Origin of the sequence: Arthrobacter castelli DSM 16402 (assembly GCF_000430705.1) — a bacterium.
GTDB classification, from domain to species: Bacteria; Actinomycetota; Actinomycetes; order Actinomycetales; family Micrococcaceae; genus Arthrobacter_C; species Arthrobacter_C castelli.
Genome location: NZ_AUMN01000020.1, coordinates 1 through 17811, shown reverse-complemented (window position 1 = coordinate 17811; position 17811 = coordinate 1). Strand labels below are relative to the sequence as shown.

At 63.0% G+C, this 17811-nt stretch carries 17 protein-coding genes and 2 pseudogenes; 8 read left to right on the top strand and 11 right to left on the bottom strand.

Annotated features, from left to right (window positions below):
• Nucleotides 1-198 precede the first annotated feature (198 nt).
• The 4 genes from H535_RS0117375 to H535_RS0117360 are packed head-to-tail and all read right to left on the bottom strand — an operon-like array spanning nt 199 to nt 4200.
• Entirely contained in the window at nt 199-1131 is a 933-nt protein-coding gene (locus H535_RS0117375; RefSeq protein WP_245580366.1) for an ornithine cyclodeaminase family protein, read from the bottom strand.
• A gap of 14 nt (nt 1132-1145) precedes the next feature.
• A complete protein-coding gene (locus H535_RS0117370) occupies nt 1146-1913 on the bottom strand; it encodes a carbon-nitrogen hydrolase family protein (protein ID WP_162144904.1) in 768 nt (255 codons plus the stop codon).
• A 54-nt stretch (nt 1914-1967) separates the two neighbouring features.
• A complete protein-coding gene (locus tag H535_RS0117365) occupies nt 1968-3311 on the bottom strand; it encodes an APC family permease (protein WP_026820546.1) in 1344 nt (447 codons plus the stop codon).
• Between the two features lie 10 nt (nt 3312-3321).
• Complete coding sequence (locus tag H535_RS0117360; protein WP_026820545.1) at nt 3322-4200, bottom strand: carbon-nitrogen hydrolase family protein; 879 nt, start codon at nt 4198-4200, stop codon at nt 3322-3324.
• A 98-nt stretch (nt 4201-4298) separates the two neighbouring features.
• Here H535_RS0117360 and H535_RS26315 point away from each other — a divergent pair, with 98 nt between their 5' ends.
• A complete protein-coding gene (locus tag H535_RS26315) occupies nt 4299-5054 on the top strand; it encodes a FadR/GntR family transcriptional regulator (protein ID WP_245580365.1) in 756 nt (251 codons plus the stop codon).
• Between the two features lie 50 nt (nt 5055-5104).
• Here H535_RS26315 and H535_RS0117350 read toward each other — a convergent pair whose 3' ends face one another.
• On the bottom strand, nt 5105-5701 hold the full coding sequence (locus tag H535_RS0117350; RefSeq protein WP_035770074.1) for a TetR/AcrR family transcriptional regulator: 597 nt from the start codon (nt 5699-5701) through the stop codon (nt 5105-5107).
• Between the two features lie 92 nt (nt 5702-5793).
• Here H535_RS0117350 and H535_RS0117345 point away from each other — a divergent pair, with 92 nt between their 5' ends.
• The 5 genes from H535_RS0117345 to H535_RS0117325 all read left to right on the top strand — a co-directional run bounded on the left by H535_RS0117345 (nt 5794) and on the right by H535_RS0117325 (nt 11283).
• Nucleotides 5794-6834, top strand: a complete 1041-nt coding sequence (locus H535_RS0117345) for an NAD(P)-dependent alcohol dehydrogenase (protein WP_026820543.1) — start codon at nt 5794-5796, stop codon at nt 6832-6834.
• Between the two features lie 95 nt (nt 6835-6929).
• Complete coding sequence (locus tag H535_RS0117340) at nt 6930-7286, top strand: hypothetical protein (RefSeq protein ID WP_026820542.1); 357 nt, start codon at nt 6930-6932, stop codon at nt 7284-7286.
• Between the two features lie 218 nt (nt 7287-7504).
• Nucleotides 7505-8281 carry an SDR family oxidoreductase gene (locus tag H535_RS0117335; RefSeq protein WP_026820541.1) on the top strand — a complete coding sequence of 259 codons (777 nt, stop codon included), beginning with the start codon at nt 7505-7507 and terminating at the stop codon, nt 8279-8281.
• A gap of 45 nt (nt 8282-8326) precedes the next feature.
• Nucleotides 8327-9853 (top strand): FAD-binding oxidoreductase, encoded by a 1527-nt coding sequence (locus H535_RS26310; RefSeq protein ID WP_051299479.1) that lies wholly within the window; start codon nt 8327-8329, stop codon nt 9851-9853.
• A 2-nt stretch (nt 9854-9855) separates the two neighbouring features.
• The gene (locus H535_RS0117325; protein WP_155838756.1) at nt 9856-11283 is read left to right on the top strand and encodes an FGGY-family carbohydrate kinase; all 1428 of its coding nucleotides are present in this window, start codon (nt 9856-9858) and stop codon (nt 11281-11283) included.
• 73 nt (nt 11284-11356) lie between these two features.
• Here H535_RS0117325 and H535_RS0117320 read toward each other — a convergent pair whose 3' ends face one another.
• Entirely contained in the window at nt 11357-11950 is a 594-nt protein-coding gene (locus H535_RS0117320) for a glycerol-3-phosphate responsive antiterminator (protein WP_051299478.1), read from the bottom strand.
• Between the two features lie 172 nt (nt 11951-12122).
• On the opposite strand from H535_RS0117320, the gene H535_RS26305 reads away from it, so the two are divergent.
• Nucleotides 12123-12875 (top strand): LacI family DNA-binding transcriptional regulator, encoded by a 753-nt coding sequence (locus tag H535_RS26305; protein WP_081416775.1) that lies wholly within the window; start codon nt 12123-12125, stop codon nt 12873-12875.
• A gap of 89 nt (nt 12876-12964) precedes the next feature.
• Here H535_RS26305 and H535_RS26300 read toward each other — a convergent pair.
• Nucleotides 12965-13686 (bottom strand): annotated as a pseudogene (locus H535_RS26300) (ThuA domain-containing protein).
• Nucleotides 13687-13863: 177 nt separating this feature from the next.
• Nucleotides 13864-14457: a TetR/AcrR family transcriptional regulator gene (locus H535_RS0117305; RefSeq protein ID WP_026820538.1), complete on the bottom strand. Its 594-nt coding sequence runs from the start codon at nt 14455-14457 to the stop codon at nt 13864-13866.
• Between the two features lie 93 nt (nt 14458-14550).
• On the opposite strand from H535_RS0117305, the gene H535_RS26295 reads away from it, so the two are divergent.
• Nucleotides 14551-15717: a hypothetical protein gene (locus H535_RS26295; protein WP_051299477.1), complete on the top strand. Its 1167-nt coding sequence runs from the start codon at nt 14551-14553 to the stop codon at nt 15715-15717.
• A 33-nt stretch (nt 15718-15750) separates the two neighbouring features.
• Here H535_RS26295 and H535_RS0117295 read toward each other — a convergent pair whose 3' ends face one another.
• From H535_RS0117295 to H535_RS26290, 3 genes and pseudogenes are all read right to left on the bottom strand, one after another.
• Nucleotides 15751-16215 (bottom strand): hotdog fold domain-containing protein, encoded by a 465-nt coding sequence (locus H535_RS0117295; protein ID WP_026820537.1) that lies wholly within the window; start codon nt 16213-16215, stop codon nt 15751-15753.
• A gap of 104 nt (nt 16216-16319) precedes the next feature.
• A complete protein-coding gene (locus H535_RS0117290) occupies nt 16320-17348 on the bottom strand; it encodes a LacI family DNA-binding transcriptional regulator (RefSeq protein WP_026820536.1) in 1029 nt (342 codons plus the stop codon).
• A gap of 94 nt (nt 17349-17442) precedes the next feature.
• A pseudogene (locus H535_RS26290) lies at nt 17443-17811 on the bottom strand (gfo/Idh/MocA family oxidoreductase); the annotation flags it as partial.

Below are 17811 nucleotides of genomic sequence, written 5' to 3'. Positions count from 1 at the left end.
GTGAAGGTTTACGGACCGGTACGCCAGCGAGTGGTCGGCCTATTGTTCGGTATCATTCCTGCGGGATCCGCCGTCGCTCGCCGCCCATGAGGACTCAAGCAACTAAAGTAGCTGATGAGTAACTATAGTTGGCGCACAATAACTGGCAATCGGCACCGGCCTCTTGACTCCAGTTCATGTGGTTGCCCGCCCCGCCCCCTACTGAAAGTCCGCCTCAATCACGCCGACGGCGACGGCCAGATCCTGCCAGGACATCCCCACGCCCTTGAAGACATTGGGCCTGTCGTCACGGCGTGCGACGGCGCCAGTCACCACATCGCGCAGAGTCACCAGCTTCCCCGCTGCCAGGGCCCCGTCGTCGACTGCCATCACCACATCGCCGGCCTCGCGCAACGCCGCGGCAGCATCCTCGACCACCACCTGCGAGCGCCCCATCAGTCCGCTGTCCAGTTCGCGGCGGCCTGTCTCGTGTGAGCCCATCGCGACCACGCACGCGCCGCCCTTCACGCCCGCGCCGTCGAAGAGCGGCTCCGCCGCCGACGTGGCGCAGACGACGATGTCCGCCTCGGCGATGTCCTCGGCGCGGCCTGCTTCCACCGGTAGCCCCAGCTTCGCGGTCTCGTCCACGACGGAACCGACCTTTCCAGGGTTACGTCCCACCACCGTGATCCGCGACAGCTCACGAATATCGGCGAACGCAACAATGTGAGCCAACGCCTGAGGCCCGGTGCCAAAAACAGTCAGCTGAGCGGCGTCCGGCGCGGCCAGCTTGTCCGCCGCGACCGCAGAGACCGCCGGCGTTCGCAGGGTGGTCAGTGCCGAGCCATCCATCAGCGCCGCCGTCGTCAGCGTCTCCGCATCCAGCAACACGTAGGTCGCCTGAATCCTCGGCAGTCCCTTGTCCGGATTGCCCGGCGCCACGGATGCCACCTTGGTCCCGACCCAGTCGCCGAGAGTCGAGGGCATGATCAGCAGGTGGCCCGCTCCGGCCGGAATATTGATACGTCCCGGATCGGTTGCGGGATCGAACCCGTCGAGCAGAGCGCGTTCAATCAACCGCCGCGCGATGCGAGGCGAGGCCCGCTCGACTGTGTCTTCGGCGCTGTACCACGTTGGTTGTGTCGAATTCACGTTGTGAATGTCCCTCATACTCGGTGTTGCAGGGCTAGCGGAAGCAGCCGCCGGGCCTCGGCAACACGTTCCAGGGGCAGATCGATCGTGTGGCTCGTTGCCCCTGTATTGCACTGCGTTATCACCACACCCATCGGGTCGGCCACCAGACTGGAGCCGATGGAAACCGGAGCTGCCTGTGACACTGCCACCACGAAGGCGCCGTTGTCCATGGCACGTGCCCTTGTCAGAACGTTCCATTGATCGCTCTTGCTCGGGCCGGGAACCCACGCTGACGGCGCAAGCAGCACCTCCGCCCCAGCAGCGGTGATGGAACTGGCGAGCGAGGGAAACCGCAGATCGTAGCAGGTGAGAATCCCAAACACCGTCCCGTCGACGGCGAATGTCACCGGGCGAAGGTCCTCCGCTGGCTTGATGTATTGGGATTCCTGAAGCCCTTGGCTGTCGAAAAGGTGAATCTTCCGGTACAGGGCGAGACGGTCGCCGTCGGGCCCGAGCGCAAGAATGGTGTTGTAAGCGCGGTCTGGTTCGTCGGAACTTTCGACAATCCCGGCCACTAGCACCAACTGGTACCGCATTGCGATATCAGCGAGCCTTCTCGCCACAGGGCCGTCTGCCGGTTCGGCACTCGCGACAAAACTGCTGTCCACCCGCGGTTTCTCATACACCGCATATTCGGGGAACACGATCATCCGTGCCCCGGCCCGCGCAGCATCCCCGGTCAGCTGCTCAATCCGATCCAGGTTCTGCGCGATGTCGGGGCCTGAGTCCATCTGGGCCAAAGTAATAAGCATAGGTAGGCGGCTTTCAGGAACGGATGCTGGTATGGCCACTCATTAAACCGTTTCCTTCTCCGGTTCCGCCATATCCGGCGGTGCATTGCGGAAGCCGCGGGTCGAAATAGCCAGCACCACAACTCCGACTCCGAGCCAGATCAGCCCCAAGGTGATCGCCGTCGGATCGAGCTGGGTCAGCAGAAATGCGTCGATAAGGGCACCAACGGCCGGCAAAGCGAGGTAGCCAACCGGGTTGAGCGGATGGCCGGCCTTCCGTTGCCGGAGGTAGTAGGCAATCACCGAAACATTGACGAGCGCGAAGGCAGTAAACGCACCAAAATTGATGAACGAGGTTGACGTGGCGACATCGAGGAAAATCGCGATCAACCCCACGGCACCGGTGACAATCAGGTTGAAGGCGGGGGTGCGGAACTTCGCGCTGATGTAGCCGAACACTCTGCGGGGCAGTACACCGTCACGCCCCATTGCATACAACAGCCGGGATCCGCTGGCCTGAGCGGCGAGCCCTGAAGCGAACTGCGCGACGACGAGGCCCGCCAGAAAGATAGCGGCGAAGAGCTGTCCGCCAATCTGCAGCGCAATATCCGATGCCAGCGACGACGAGTTTTCAAAGAATCCGCCCGGGCGGATCAGCTGCGTTATATAGGAGACGGACACAAAGATGGCGCCGCCAATCACGGCGATCAGCATAATCGCCTTGGGCATCGTTTTCGTTGGCTCGACCGCTTCCTCGGTCAGCGTGGTGACAGCGTCAAATCCCAGGAACGAGTATGCGGCGATGGCTGCGCCAGCGGCAATCGTACTGAGATTGGAGGTGTCGTTGATAAAGGGTTCGGCGCTGATGAGCGCATCTGCCCCTGAGGTGCTGACGAGAGTTCCGATCGTCAGGGCCACGAAAATGGCGATAACCAGCAGTTGGAAGGTCATCAACATGTAGTTCGCCTTTTCGGCCACCTTGATGCCAATAAGGTTCAGCAACGTGGTGATGACTACGAAGCCCAGGATCCAAACACCAATCGGAACGCCGGGGAACTGCGCGTTGAGGTAGGAACCGCCGATCAGCCAGATCACCATCGGAAGGAATAGGTAGTCGAGCAGGATTGCCCAGCCCACCAGAAACCCCACGCGCGGCTCAATCGAACGGCGTACGTAGGTGTAGGCAGAGCCGGCGACCGGATGGGCCACCGACATGCGTCCGTAACTATGGGCGGTGAACAGCATAGCCACCAGGGCCAGCAGATAGGCCGACGGCGATGCGCCGCCAGTAGTCTCGGCGATGACGCCAAAAATTGCCAGCACAATCAGTGGAGTGAGATAGGCAAGCCCGAACAGCACGAGCGAAGGCAGCCGGAGCGTCCGGATGAGATGTGGTGTTTGCTCCATAGATGTTTCCTTACTGGCCATGGTTCTGCGGGTCCCAAGTGGAGGGGTTGATGCGGCCCTGGTATACGGGCAATTCGATCGGCGCTTCGTGTGAGTGGAACTGTGACCACATGCGGTTCAGGCCCGCAGTGCCATGACTCCGCACCTTCTGCACATGGGCGCGATCCAATTGCGCGGGCAGTATGCCCGAAGCATCGTCGTCGAGCGCGTCAATGACCCCGCCCTCTGGATCGACGATGAGGCTGTGGCCGCGGCCGGTCGGGCCCGCACAATTTACGCTGACGACAAAGATCTGATTGGTAATCGCGCTGGCCCGCGCCAAGACAAGTTCCTGGGCTCGATCTTTAGTGGTCGTCTTGACCACATTGACGATCACGTCCGCACCCATCCAGGCCAACTGCCGGCTGACTTCCGGGAACCAGGCGTCGTAGCAGATGGACAAGCCGGCCCTGCCGAACCCGTCCAGGTCAACCGTGACGAATTGGTCGCCGGGATCGTATGGCTCGTGGGGACGCCAGGGAAATATCTTACGGTAGCTGGCAGCCAGCTTTCCCTCAGGTGAAAGCGCCAATGCGGTATTGAATAGCTGTCCCTCCCGACCGCGCTCGCAGATGCTTCCCGGAACCAGCCACACCTTCAGATCCCCTGCCAATTGCTGCAGCTCACGGACGAGCCGACCATCGAGCGGTTGCGCCGCTTCCTGCAGAGCCTCCGTCCGCTGCTGGTCGGGGACGCCGTCGCCGAAGAGATGCAGTTCCGGAAAAATCACCAACTGTGACTCCGGATGGCTCTCCAGTGTGGCACTGACTTCCGCCTCGAACGCAGAGAGTGGTTCGTCTATCCTGCGGGGCTCCGCTTGAACAGCGGCAAGCGGCAGTATCTGTGGCAAAAGAGTGCACCTTTGAACTGGCTAACGTGACGCAGGCAATATTAGTTCATTTTGATCTATTATCAACCCATGCACGCAATCATAGATACGGTGGGCTCATGAACGCCTCGACAACAACCTCGACCGAGGAGTCCAGGTTGAATGAGGGAGCTTTGCCCGGCATGGGAAGGCGCAGCGCCATCGACGCCGTCCGTGCCCGATTCGCTACGGCGATCTGGCTCGGCCTGCTTAAACCTGGAGAGAAACTTCCGGGGCAAAAGGATGTTGCCCTGGGACTATCTGTCAGCCCGATGACGGCCCGCAGGGCAATGGCCAGCATGGCGGACGAGGGCATCGTCGTCCGGCGCCGAGGACGTGCCGGTGGAACGTTTGTTGCCGACGATCCGCCGCAGGAGGCCCTGAAGCGGCTACGGTCGGCGAATACCGACGCGCCTGCCATCCACGCATTGGTGGACCGCCGGCTGCTGGCCGAATGCGCCGTCACCCACTTTGCCGCCACCCAAGGCTCGAATGAGGAACTGGAGCGGTTGGAAGCACTAACGGAGCAGATGGCCCGGGCGGAGGACTGGTCGGAATATCATCAAGCCGACAGCCAGTTTCACCGGCTGGTCGCCGAAGCCTCACATCTCGGCGGCGCCGCAGAGATCTACAACGAAGCCCTGACGGAGCTGTACGAACACTTCATCCCGTACCCGATTGAAGCCCTGCATCGGGCCAACGAGGACCACATTGCTCTTGTAGCCGCACTGATGCGGCGCGATGTGGCTGGCGCGGTGGAAATTGCCCGCACTCACGTGGAAACACTTCACCGCACCATGTTCATGGAGCTATCAAAACAGACACCCGACGAGTAAGACACTTGAATTCGCCGGTGCCTTCCTGCGACTTTCCCTGGTGCACGCGCTCAGGATTCCATAAAGGCTTTCCTCACGCTGATGCGCAGCAATTCCCGACGCCGATCATGCTCCGCCTCATCTTCATCGGCGCTGGCAGCGTAGACATTGCTGACCGGCGACCAGGCCATAGACATAGCGATCACCATGGCCATCACGTCGAACGGATCCGCCGACGCCGTGACCGAACCACTCGCTTGGGCCGCGGCAATTGCAGCAAGTTTGGTGTCGTCCATCCGCTCGGCGTCAGGCACCAAATGACCGGTCGGTCGACGCTCCAGCCGCGCCCACGTGGCGAGCCTGATGAGGTCAGGGCGGCGAAGATACTCGTCATAGAGACGCACCGCCCAGTCGGCAATATCGCTGGCGTCCCCGATTGGGGCGACATCCATAATGCGCTCGAGGGAGTCCATGAATATAGCGTCGAACAATTGCTCCTTGCTGCCGAAGTACGAGTAGAGCTGCGCCTTGTTCGTCCGTGCGGTGGCAGTAATCCGGTCAACGCGGGCTCCAGCAATACCGAAGCAGGAGAATTCCTCGGTGGCAGCCTCCAGCATCCGCTGACGGGTGGCCCGCCCCCGGGCCGTGAGTTGGCTGTCGTCGATCATCTTTCAACACTACCAACCAGTTGGTTTGCAACTCTTCCACTTCCGCACTACGTTTAATAAACTAACTAGTTTGTTTATTTAGAGGAGAGATCATGCCCACCGCTACTGCCTATGTCGCCGAGGGCCCCAACCAGCCTCTGGGCCTGCACCCAATTTCCCGGCGGGACCTGCGGGCCGATGACGTGGCGGTGCGGATCAGCCACTGCGGCGTCTGCCATACAGACCTGCATTCACTGGCATCCACGGACCCGGAGACCTTCCCGCTGACTCCGGGGCACGAATTCGTCGGCGAGGTGATCGACGTCGGACCATCAGTTACTGGATTTGGGCCAGGGGATCCCGTAGCGGTGGGGAATATCGTTGACTCCTGCCAGCAGTGCCCCATGTGCCATGCCGGTCAGGAGAATTTCTGCCGGGACTTCCCAACACTCACCTACGGTGGCGTCGACCGCCGGGATGGCTCGGTCACGCAAGGAGCCTTCTCAACCGAGTACATAGTTCGCGACCAGTTCGTTTACCACCGGCCCGCCAACCTCGACCCGGCCGGCGTCGCCCCACTGATGTGTGCGGGGATTACCGTGTGGGAACCATTGCGGCGCTGGGAAGCAGGACCTGGAAGCAAAGTGGGAGTCGTCGGACTGGGAGGCCTCGGACACCTGGCCGTGAAGCTCGCCGCTGCACTGGGCGCGGAAGTCACGGTATTCACCACGTCCCCGGCAAAAGAAGCCGACGCCCGCGCACTCGGCGCACACGACGTCGTCATCACCACTGACGAAACCGCGATGGCCGACCAGGCAAACACACTCGACCTGGTCATCGATACCGTCTCGGCACCGCATTCTCCGGCGCCTTATCTGCCGACCGTCGCCCTCGACGGAACGTTATGCTCGCTGGGATTCCTCGGCCAGATTGAGGTCGAAACGACAGACCTGCTGATTGGACGCAAGAGCCTCAGTTCGGCCGGCAGCGGCGGCCATCGCCGCACCCAGGAACTGCTGGATTTCTGCGGCCGGCACCACATCACTGCCGACGTCGAAACCCTCCCCTCCGCTGACGTCGCGACAGCTCTGGACAGACTCTCGAACAACGATGTGCGCTACCGGTTCGTCCTCGACATGGCCGACATTCACTGATGAACGTAGAAGCTGCGAATCTCCGACGTCTGTTGGCTTTTCCGAGGGGCGTAGATAAGCTTCTTCTGTTTGAAGCCAAAAAAAATGGAGAAGTCATGAGACGTTTCGCATCTTTGGCATTGTCCACCGCCTTGGCGTTTACGGCCGTCAGCGGGATTTCAGTCGCCGCTGAGACGGCAACCGCTCCCGCTGCTGAAGCGGCAAGCTGTGGCACATGGCAGTACAAGTTCACGCAGAAGACCGGTGTGTACGTTGGCTGGCCTACCGGCGGCTACTGGCGTTGGAGAGACACTGCTTGGACTGGCTACTACTTCAACAGGATTAACACCTCTAGATACTGGATGCGTGGCAGTCCTGCCTATGTGTACGGCAACATATACACCGATGATAGAGAGTTTGTCGCGACTGGATATGTGAGGAAAGCCTTTTTGGATTACCTGACGTGCTGGTGAGAGTAGTCAGTACGATCGGTTGCCCGGCGCGTGCTTTGAGGCTGTGAAAAGCGCGTGATACGTTGATTCCAAACCACATACGAGCGCCTTCGGGTGCGTCACTCAGACACCAGAGAACAGTGACTCCTTGACTTTAAGGAGGGGACTGTTCTCTTTTTTTATGCCATGGCGCCGACGGACAAAGGCATCATAGTTTGAAAGGAACAAGGAATTGAACGATGGATATACGTGACTTCTCGCTGGATATGTTTTCGCTGACAGGGAAGCGGGCGATTGTCACCGGCGGTAATTCGGGACTGGGACAGGCGTTCAGCCTCGCTCTGGCGAAAGCCGGTGCCGACATCTTTGTGCCGAGCATGAGCGACGACGACGGCACGACCCGGGATCTGGTCACCGCCGAGGGCGTGCGGTACGAGTTCGTGGAAACTGACCTGACCGCCGCCGAAGCGCCGGCCCAGGTCATCGACGAATGCAGCAGACGTCTTGGCGGGCTCGATATCCTGGTCAACTCCGCCGGGGTCGCCAAGCTGGCCGACGTCGAACATTTTGACCGTCCGAAGTGGGATCCGATGGTCGACATCAACCTCACCGCTCCGTTCACCCTGGGCCATGCGGCCGCGGGTCACTTCATCGAGCAGGGTTCCGGCAAGATCATCAATGTCGCCTCGCTGTTCGCGTTCCGCGGCGGACAGCAGTCTCCGGCATACGCGGCAACCAAGCACGGGATCGTCGGCTTCACCAAGGCCTACTGCGACGAGCTCGCCCGGTACGGCATCCAAGTCAACGCCATCGCGCCGGGATACTTTGCCACTGCCATCACAGAGGAAACCCGCTCCAACCCGGAAACGAACCAGCGCGTCCTCGACCATATCCCGGCCGGGCGCTGGGGCGATGTCGCCGACCTCATGGGCGCACTGGTGTTCCTCGCCTCACCCGCATCCAACTACGTCAACGGCCACGTGCTCACCGTCGATGGCGGATATCTGGTCCGCTGATCCGCCGCTGCCTGCACCAATCCTCCGATGAAAAGGAACAGCTCCATGATTGAATCCACCGCCAGCCTCGACCGGGCCGCAATCCTCGCGCGCCTGCGCACGCTGCTTCCCGCCGACCAGGTTGAAACCTCAGAGGCAGTCCTCAAGGAAGCCAGCGTCGACCGCTTCAAGAAATACCAGTCCGTCAACGGCATCTTCGACGCGCCGACTCCGGCCGCCATCGCCTACGCCACCTCTGCGGAAGAGGTCTCGGCCGTGCTGCAGTTCGCCAACGAACACCTGGTCAACATCGTCCCGCGCACCGGCCGGACCGGCACCGAAGGCGGGCTGGAGACGAGTGTGGCCGACACCATCGTGCTGGACTGCTCGAAGATGGACCGGATCATCGGCATCGACCCGGAGAACATGCAGGCCACGGTCCAGGCCGGCGTCCCGCTCCAGGTCCTCGAAGACCAGCTCCGCGAACAGGGGCTGACCACCGGCCACTCGCCGCAGTCGAAACCCCTCGCCCAGTACGGCGGTCTGGTTGCGACGCGTTCCATTGGCCAGTTCTCCACCCTGTATGGGGCCATCGAGGACATGGTGACGGGGCTGGAAGCAGTCTTCCCTGACGGCGGCATCCAAAAGATCAAGGATGTCCCCCGCCGGTCGGCCGGCCCGGACATCCGGCACATCGTCATTGGCAACGAAGGAGCGCTGTGTGTGGTCACGGAAGTGACAATCAAGCTCTTCAAGTACATGCCGGACAACAACTCCTTCCACGGAGCGCTCGTCGATGACATGCGCACCGGCGTCGCAATTCTCAGGGAGGTTGTCACCAACGGGTTCAGCCCGTCCGTGGCACGCCTCTACTCGCCGGACGACGCCAACCAGCACTTCTCCCACTTCTCCAAGAACCAGTGCGTCGTCGTGTTCGTTGCCGAAGGCCCTCGGGGAATCGTCAAGGCCACCGGCGACGAGATCGACCGGGTCCTCGCCCAACACCGCCACGAACGCGTCGACCCGCAGCTGATCGAGGACTGGTTCGACAACCTCAACTGGGGCCAGGACAAGATCGACGCGGAAAAGGCCGCAATGCTCAGCAATCAGCAGCTTGGCTACACCACAGAGGTCTCGGCGAACTGGTCTGAGGTGGCAAACCTCTACGACGCCGTCATGGAACGGATCCGTCATGAGTACCCGCACTACGCCGACCTGCCGATGCTCGGAGGCCATTCCTCGCACAGCTACCAGACGGGCACCAATATGTACTTCGTCTACGACTACCGCATCGACTGCGCCGTCGAGGAAGAAATCGCAAAGTACCACGTACCGCTCAACGCGATCATCGTCGAAGAGGCGCTGCGCCACGGCGGGTCGATGGTGCACCACCACGGCATCGGCAAGTACCGCACACCGTGGACGACGGCGGAACACGGCACGGCCTACCCGATGCTGGCAGCGCTCAAGGAGGCCTTCGATCCCAACGGGATCATGAACAAGGGGACCATCTTCCCGGTTGACGGGGCAATACCTGCCGCCGCCCAACACCCGGATACGACGTTCACCGGCCCCGCCGGATTGAGGGGATGACGATGGCGCGTTATTTTGTCGGCATCGACAACGGTTCCCAATCGTCGAAGGTCGCCATCTTCGACGACGACGGCGCGATCGTCAGTGAGGGGCGCGCCAACCTTCGCCCAAACGACACCCCGGCGCCCGGCGTCGTCGAATTCCCCGACGACGACATCTGGGACTCGATCATTGAGGCCTGCCGGCTGGCCTTGAAGGACTTCGGCGGTTCGACGTCGCAGATCGCCGGCGTGGGTTTGTGCACCATCCGCTTCTGCCGGGCGATGCTGCGCGCAGACGGCGCCCTCGCTCAGCCCATGCTCAGCTGGATGGATGCACGGGTCGGTGCCCCGTTCGTTGCCGAGCATGACGACATCAGCTACGTGACGACGTCGTCCGGTTACATCACCGCCCGCCTCACCGGCGAGTTTCGAGACACGGCCGCGAACTATCAGGGTATGTGGCCCATCGACACAGCCAACTGGGCCTGGAGCGCGGATCCGCAAGCCTACGCGGACACCGGGATGGCGCACGAGCAGCTGTTCGAACTCGTCCAGCCCGGCGAAACCCTCGGGCACATCACGGATGCGGCGTCTGCCGCCACCGGACTTCCTGCGGGGGTTCCGGTGATCGCGACCGCCAACGACAAGGCCGTCGAAGCGCTCGGATGCGGGCTGCTCGAGCCGTCGACGGTGCTCGTCTCGCTGGGCACGTACATTGCAGGCATGTCCATCGGAGACGTCGAGGTCAACGACGCCGGAACGTTCTGGACCAACTTTGGTTCCGAGCCGGGCCGCTACCTGTATGAAAGCCATGGGATCCGCCGGGGCATGTGGACCGTCAGCTGGTTCCGCGACGTGCTGGGAACGGAGGCCGTTGACGCCGCCACCGCGCGCGGGCTGCGCTTGGAGGAAGTTCTCAATCACGAAGCCATGCAGGTGCCGGCCGGGTCCGATGGCCTGCTGACCGTGCTGGACTGGCTGGCACCTTCGGATGCGGCTTTCCGCAAGGGAAGCATCCTCGGCTTCGACGGCCGACAGGGGCGAGCGCACATGTACCGCTCAATCCTTGAGGGCATCGCGATGACGATGCGGACGCGGACCGGCGCTATGGCCGACGAGCTCGGAGCGCATTTTGAACGGGCCGTCGTCTCCGGCGGCGGGTCAATGTCGGAGCTGATGATGCAGATCATGGCGGATGTCTTCGAGGTCCCGACCCTGCGGATGCAGGGCGACAGTGCCGCCGCCCGCGGCGCCGCCATCTGCGCCGCGGTCGGGACAGGAAGCTACGCGTCCTTCGCCGATGCCGTCCACGCGATGGTGCGGCACCGGGACACCTTCACGCCCAACCCGGACAACGCCGGCATCTACCGCTCGCTGCGTGCCGTTCACGAGGACGCCACCGCGCACACCGACGCGATCTACCGGCGCACCAGCGGCATCGTCGGATAACTGGCCGCCCACACATACAGGCCGGCTGCCCGCATAGGCCTTCGCCCACAGAGTCGGCCAGCCAGGCGGTTCGCTACATCGTCCACACGTCCCGGTTCGACGACGCGACGGCGAGCGCCCCGGCTCCCAGCGCCGCGACGACGTCGTCCTTCTCGCAGACCAGTCCCCCGGCGATCAGCGGTATATCCGTGTCCTCGCGCAGCCAGGTCAGCACCCGGGGCACGCACCCCGGAAGGATTTCCAGCACATCCGGCTGTGCCTGCGAAGCCACCCGCGGCAACTGCCCGTAGGACAACGAGTCCACGAGGAAGAACCGCTGTACGGTGACCAGCCCGTTGCGGCGCGCGGCCCGGATCAAGGAGGTCTTGGTCGACAGAATCCCGTCCACCTGCGTGTGGGAAGCAAGCCAGTCAATGGAGACGTCGCGTCCGGAGAGCCCGTCCACCATGTCAACGTTCACCAGCACCGTCTTCGCTGCCGTCTTGCACCGGGCGACGGTCTCTTCAATGGACAGGATTGAGCCGAACAGGAGAAACACCACCTGGCGTTCCGAGTCCAGTATCTCCCGGAGCCCCGCCTCCTCTTTGACAGTGGCGATAATGGGATCTTCGCGCAGCAGCTCGAGAAATTCGGCAGGTCCCGCGCCCGCAGTCGACTGGTTACTCATAACGTCCATTCTCCCCTTGGCCTGCCCACCACGGCGGCCGCACCACCGCAAACCTGGAACAAGCGGCGCCACCGGGCCTGCCTCCGGCCACTTAACGTTGCTTAACGCTTTGTTATGCGGCTGTAATGGTCCTCACACAGCCCGTCGAATGGATCACTTAAAGGAGGGCGCCATGGCAGCTACGGACACCGCCGGGGACACCCTGATGCGCCCACGTTCCGTCTCTGCCGCAGCGGTCGCGAGGGTGACCGGTGTCTCTCCGGCCACAGTTTCCTATGTGATGAATGGAAAGGGCGGGGTCTCCGCCGAGACCAGGAAGCATATCGTCTCGGTGGCGAATGAACTTGGGTTCCGCCCTCGCCAGGGGGAGCTCAAGCGGAGCGGCCAGCTGACCCGCGTGATCGGACTGATCCTGCCCAATGTCACAAACCAGATGTACATGGCGTGGGCCCAAAGCGTTATCGATGCCACCGCACGTGAGGGGTACGAGGTCTTTGTCTCCACCACCCAGGACGATGCCGAAACCCTCGCCCAGTCCGCTGCCACTCTCGCTGCCAGGAATGTCGACGGCGTCATCATCGCCGGTGCTCTGCGCGAAGACACGAGGGCGCTGCGCACGTTGCGGCAGCATCGCATTCCCTACGTTTATCTGTCCCGTCACACAGCGTTCGTCGCGGGCGACTTTGTAGGCATCAACGACGACGCCGCGGCGACCGAGGTCATGGAGCATGTGTTGTGGCATGGATACAGGGAGATCGCGACCGTCGTCGGGCCACGCATTTCCACAGCTTCGCTGGCACGCGAGCAGGCTTTCGTCAGGACGGCCGATGAGCACGGCATTTCCATTACGGGCGGCCGCAAAATCAGCACCAGGCTCAACAGCGACGGCGGCCGCGCCGCGTGTCGACTGCCGACACGCCGGTGAACATACCGATTGGTGTTAATCCCTGCTCACCGATCACCATTGCCGCCGGTCCCACGTCAGTCTCCCTGCCGATTGGAGGTGGCTTCAAACTAATCACGACGGGGATTTCCCACTGAAGGCATGCTCCTTGCCATCGGCGAGGACGGAGCAGCCCATTGGGCGGCGTTGGCCAGAACCCTCCGGATCCCGGGCTGATAGTAAATCGGGTAGGACTGATCCCCGGGACTGAAGTAGAAGATTTTGCCCCGTCCCCGGCTGAACGTAACCCCGGAGCGTAAGACTTCCCCGCCGGCAAACGAGCTGATGAACACCAACTCGTCCGGGGCAGGGATGTCGAAGAATTCGCCATAGGTTTCGTGGCTGTCCAGCACGAGCGGAACACGTCGACGCCGCCGGCAATGGGATGCGTGGGGTTGACGCTCCACACTATTTCGCGCTCTCCCTCATTGCGCCACAGCAGCGAGCACGTCGTTCCCATCAGAGCCCTGAAGATCTACGAAAAATGGCCGGAGTGCAGCACGATCAGGCCCATACCTGCCAGGACGTGGCGATGGACCCGCTCGACGACGTCGTCGTCAACGGACTCGTGGGCAATATGGCCCCACCACAGCAGCACATCCGTTTCATCCAGCACGGCCTCGCTCAGCCCGTGTTCGGGATCGGACAGCACGGCCGTCCTGATCGTCGGCCCATCGCCGAACTGCAGCCGCAGGCCGTCGGCGATGGCGTTATGAATGCCATCCGGATACACGGCCGAGACCTCCGGCTGCGTAGCTTCGTGGACGCCCTCATTCCACACAGTGATGCGCAGCGGTGACTAAGAGGCACGCTCTTCCGTCATGTCCAGCCTTTCAATAGGGCCTTGGGCCGCAGTCGGCTCGCGATCTGCCGCCGCACGATTGGTTGATCCAGATCGGTGCGTATGCGTACACGTGTTGGATTCCAGCTTACGGGGCGGAGCAGGCCAGCCGCGGGGCATGCATTCGACTCACGGCAAATGCACCGCGGCCAGTCCGTCAATATAGGTCTCGATGTCGAAGTCGTCGTCGATGACCGACTGCACAATGAACCCCTGGCAGATCCCCAGCATGACGGCCCCGTACTGCCGGGCGCGGGCGGCCGGGTCAGACCCGGCAGGTGCGTCGGGGCGGGTGATCCAGGCGAACGCATAGTCCTCGAAAACTCCCCGCAGTCCGGCGACCGCCCGCGTCGAGGCCTGGCGAAGCCCCGGCACGGTCGTTGCCTCGGCCCAGGTTTGAACCAGCAGTCCGAGATCGTCGAAGCTCGCCTCGACGCCACGCACGAACCGCGCGAGGACCTCCGCCGGCTCCGGCATGGCGCCTTCGTCGTCCATGTCCGCCACGAAGGTCATATGGTGCTCCAGCACCTCGCCGACCACGATGGAAATGAGGTCGTCCTTGCCCTTGAAATGCCCGTAGATGGCGCCGGCCGACAGGCCCGATTCGGCGATAATGTCTGACATCGACGTCGCCTGGAATCCCTTGCGGGCGAAGCAGCGCAGCGCCGCCTGGGCGATCTCGAGGCGCCGCGCAGCGCGGTACTCGTCGGTGACTCTTGGCATCTTCCACCTCAAAAAGAATGAACGTTCTTGACGGGATCTCCGCCAACCTTCATTATAGAGAACGACCATTCTTTTTACGAGCGAAGGCCCGCCATGTCGACCACCACAGCAACTACACCCCACACCCCCTGGGCACGCGTCGTCGTGCTCGGCGTCGCCGCGGCCGCGATTGTCGGCATCATCCTGCTTGCCTTCACCTGGCCGGGAATGAATTCATCGGCCAAGAACATCCCGCTGGCTGTGACCGGCCCCGCCTCCCAAGTCCAGACCGTGACGAAGGCCTTGGACCAGCGCGCCGGCGACACCTTCGACATCACCACAGTCGATAGCCGACAGGAAGCCGTCGACCGCATTAAGACCCGTGACGCGTTCGGGGCGATCGTCCTGGGAAAGAAGCCCGAGGTCCTGGCCGCGGGGGCTAACGGGGCCGCGGTCACCCAAATCATGAAGGGCGTCAGCCAACAGCTCCAGGGACAGCTCGCCCAGGCGGCAGCGAAACAACAAAGCGCCCAGGCCCACGCACCCGCCGCAGGCGGCGGCAACGGCCTGGCAAGCGAATCTGCCGGCACCGGCGGAGCGCCCGAAGCCGGCCGGCAGGCACCTCAGGTCGCCTTCACCGACGTCGTGCCCCTGCTCGACGCAGACCCCAAGGGCGCCGGCCTGGCGCTGGCCTCGTTCCCGCTGGCCATGGGCGGGATGCTTGGTGGCATTCTGGTCTCGCTACTCGTGGCCGGCAATCGCCGCCGCATCACAGCGCTCGTCGTCTTCGCGACCCTGGCCGGCGGCATCATCGCCGTGGTCATGCAGGGCATGTATGGGGTGCTGGCAGGCAATGCCCTGCTGAATGTGCTGGCTGCGGGGTTGGCAGTACTGGGGACAAGTTCGCTGATCGTGGGCCTGAACGCATTGATCGGCACGCTCGGCATCCCGGTGGGCGCGGTGTTGACAATGCTGATCGCCAACCCGCTCTCCGGCGCGCGGGCGCCATGGCAGTTCCTGCCGGAGCCTTGGGGCGCCGTCGGCCAATGGTTCGTACCCGGCGCCTCCTCGACCTTGTTGAAAGACCTCTCCTACTTCCCGGACGCGAACACCACCTTTGCGTGGCTGGTGCTGGCCGGCTGGGCGGTCCTGGGCGTGGTATTCACGCTGGTCGGACACTTCCGCAACCAGGAGGTGGTCCACACCGAGGACAACACCCACGCCGGGGCCGCCACCCGGGACGAGCCGACGACAGTGGGGTCGGGCAAGCATCGCGCCTGAGCCCGCCAACCACAGGGAGACGGGGCGGCATGGCTACTTCTTCGCCGTCACCCACAGGGGAATGATGCCGCGCACCACTTCGGCGCCGTCGCGCAGATGCGCGGAGACTCGGACGTCCACCTGGGACGGCGCCTCCTTGTCCCAGTCCTTCGGATCCGTCTCCGCGATGCAGCGGACATCGCCGGGCACCTTGGCGAGGTAGTCCAGCTGGATGCCTTTCGGGATCCATCGAGTCCCCTTCGCCACGGTCGCCTCGCCGAGCAGGCCCATCGCCGCCTCGAGGCCATTTGCGATGGCGATGGCGTGCAGGGTGCCGATGTGGTTATGGACCGCGCGCCGCTTCTTGATCTCGACCACCGCACGGTGCGGGGACATCTCGACAACGCCGGGGCGCACCGAGCGGAAGTACGGCGCCTTGAACATGTAGGCCGCGGAGAAGATCTGCCGGCCGAACGGCCGGGCGGTGATCTTTTGATAGAGCTCGTAAGTCGATGCCATACCGCCGATGTTACCGGACGGTAATATCGGCACCCGGCCAAAGGCCCACCGAAAATCGCTCCCCGAGGACGACGACGGACACGGCCCGGGCAGCCATTGTCAGTTCATGGCGCAGGGGTACAACCACATGATCGGCGTATCAGCATCTCCGTCGGGAAGACCGTATGTTCCTCGTCGCCGGACTCTCCGGGTTTTAGCAATTTTTCGACGGCTGCCCGTGCCATCTCGTGGATCGGTTGGCGTACAGCGGTCAGTGCCGGCCAAGCGTACTCGGATTCCTGCGATGCGTCGAAGGACACCAGCGCAATGTCCTGCGGCACGTGGAGCCCTGCCTCGTGGAGGGCACGCAGCACGCCCACGGCCTGCGTATCCGAACTGGCCAAAACAGCAGTGGGCCGACGTCGGGACGCCACCAGTCGCTGGCCGGCGTCGTAACCTCCCCTTCGGCTGAACTCGCCTCGATACACCACGCCCTCGGGCAGCCCTCGCTCGGCCAAGGTATGACGCCACCCTTTTTCGCGTCCGTCGATCGGCGCCACCGGGTTGGCGCCCATCACCAGATCGATATCAGTGTGGTCATGCCCAATGAGGTGTTCCACCGCTGTCCGCGCGCCCTGAACCAAGTCAACTCCGATTGAGGTCGATCCGGGGAGAGGCTCATTGCGGTTCAACAGCACTGCTGGAATCCCCGACTCTGTGAAGCGTCCCAGGTCAGGGTGCGGCTCAACGCTGGCGAGGAGCAGCCCGTCAACGCGCCGGGAGGAAAGATTCTGGACGTGTTTGCGCTCCGTTGCTATCGAACCGTTCGAGTTGGTCAGCAACAAGGCATATCCGAGCTCATTGGCGGCATCTTCGATGGCGTGGGACAGTTCCGCGAAGAAGGGATTGGTGCTGTCCGGAATAACCAGGCCGAGCATCTCGGTGGAGCCAAGTTTCAGGGCCCGGGCCGCGCCATTTGGCCGGTAGCCGAGCAGCCGGATTGCCTCGCGGACACGGGTCTCGGTGGCCGGGGCGACCTTATTTGGCCGGTCATTGACGACGTAGCTGACGACGGCGGTGCTGACGCCGGCATATCTGGCGACATCGGCGCGGGTGACGGCTGGACGCGGGGACGGGTCTGCGCTCATTCCCATCGGCCCCACCTTCTCCAAGTTGCCCCACGTGCTGTGCCCGCGTTCGAATTCCCGGAACCCGGACATTGAGCTTGGCGGACTGATTCCCGGCCTTTCATCCGCCAGTATATCCAGCGGCAGCGGGGGCGTCGCCGAAGTCGGGGATGGGCAGGCGTTCGCCGTCGCGGTTGGCCGATTGGTGGGCGATGATGCCCGGCAGGGTGAACCGGGCGGCGACCCAGGCGTTGACCGGAGGCAACGTTGCCTCGTTGACGGCGGTGACGAAGTCATCGACCAGGAAGTGATGGCTGCCCTCATGCCCGTTCGGGGCACCCTGGAACTCGGCCGGCAACCGCTGCACGTCATGGACCGGGGCGTGCCCGGAGGTGAAAGCACCCCGCAACTCCGGGGCAACGTGGGCCAGCGCCGGATCATCAGCATCCAGGGTCGAGACCGTGTCCACTTCGGCGGAGACGTCGTGGAC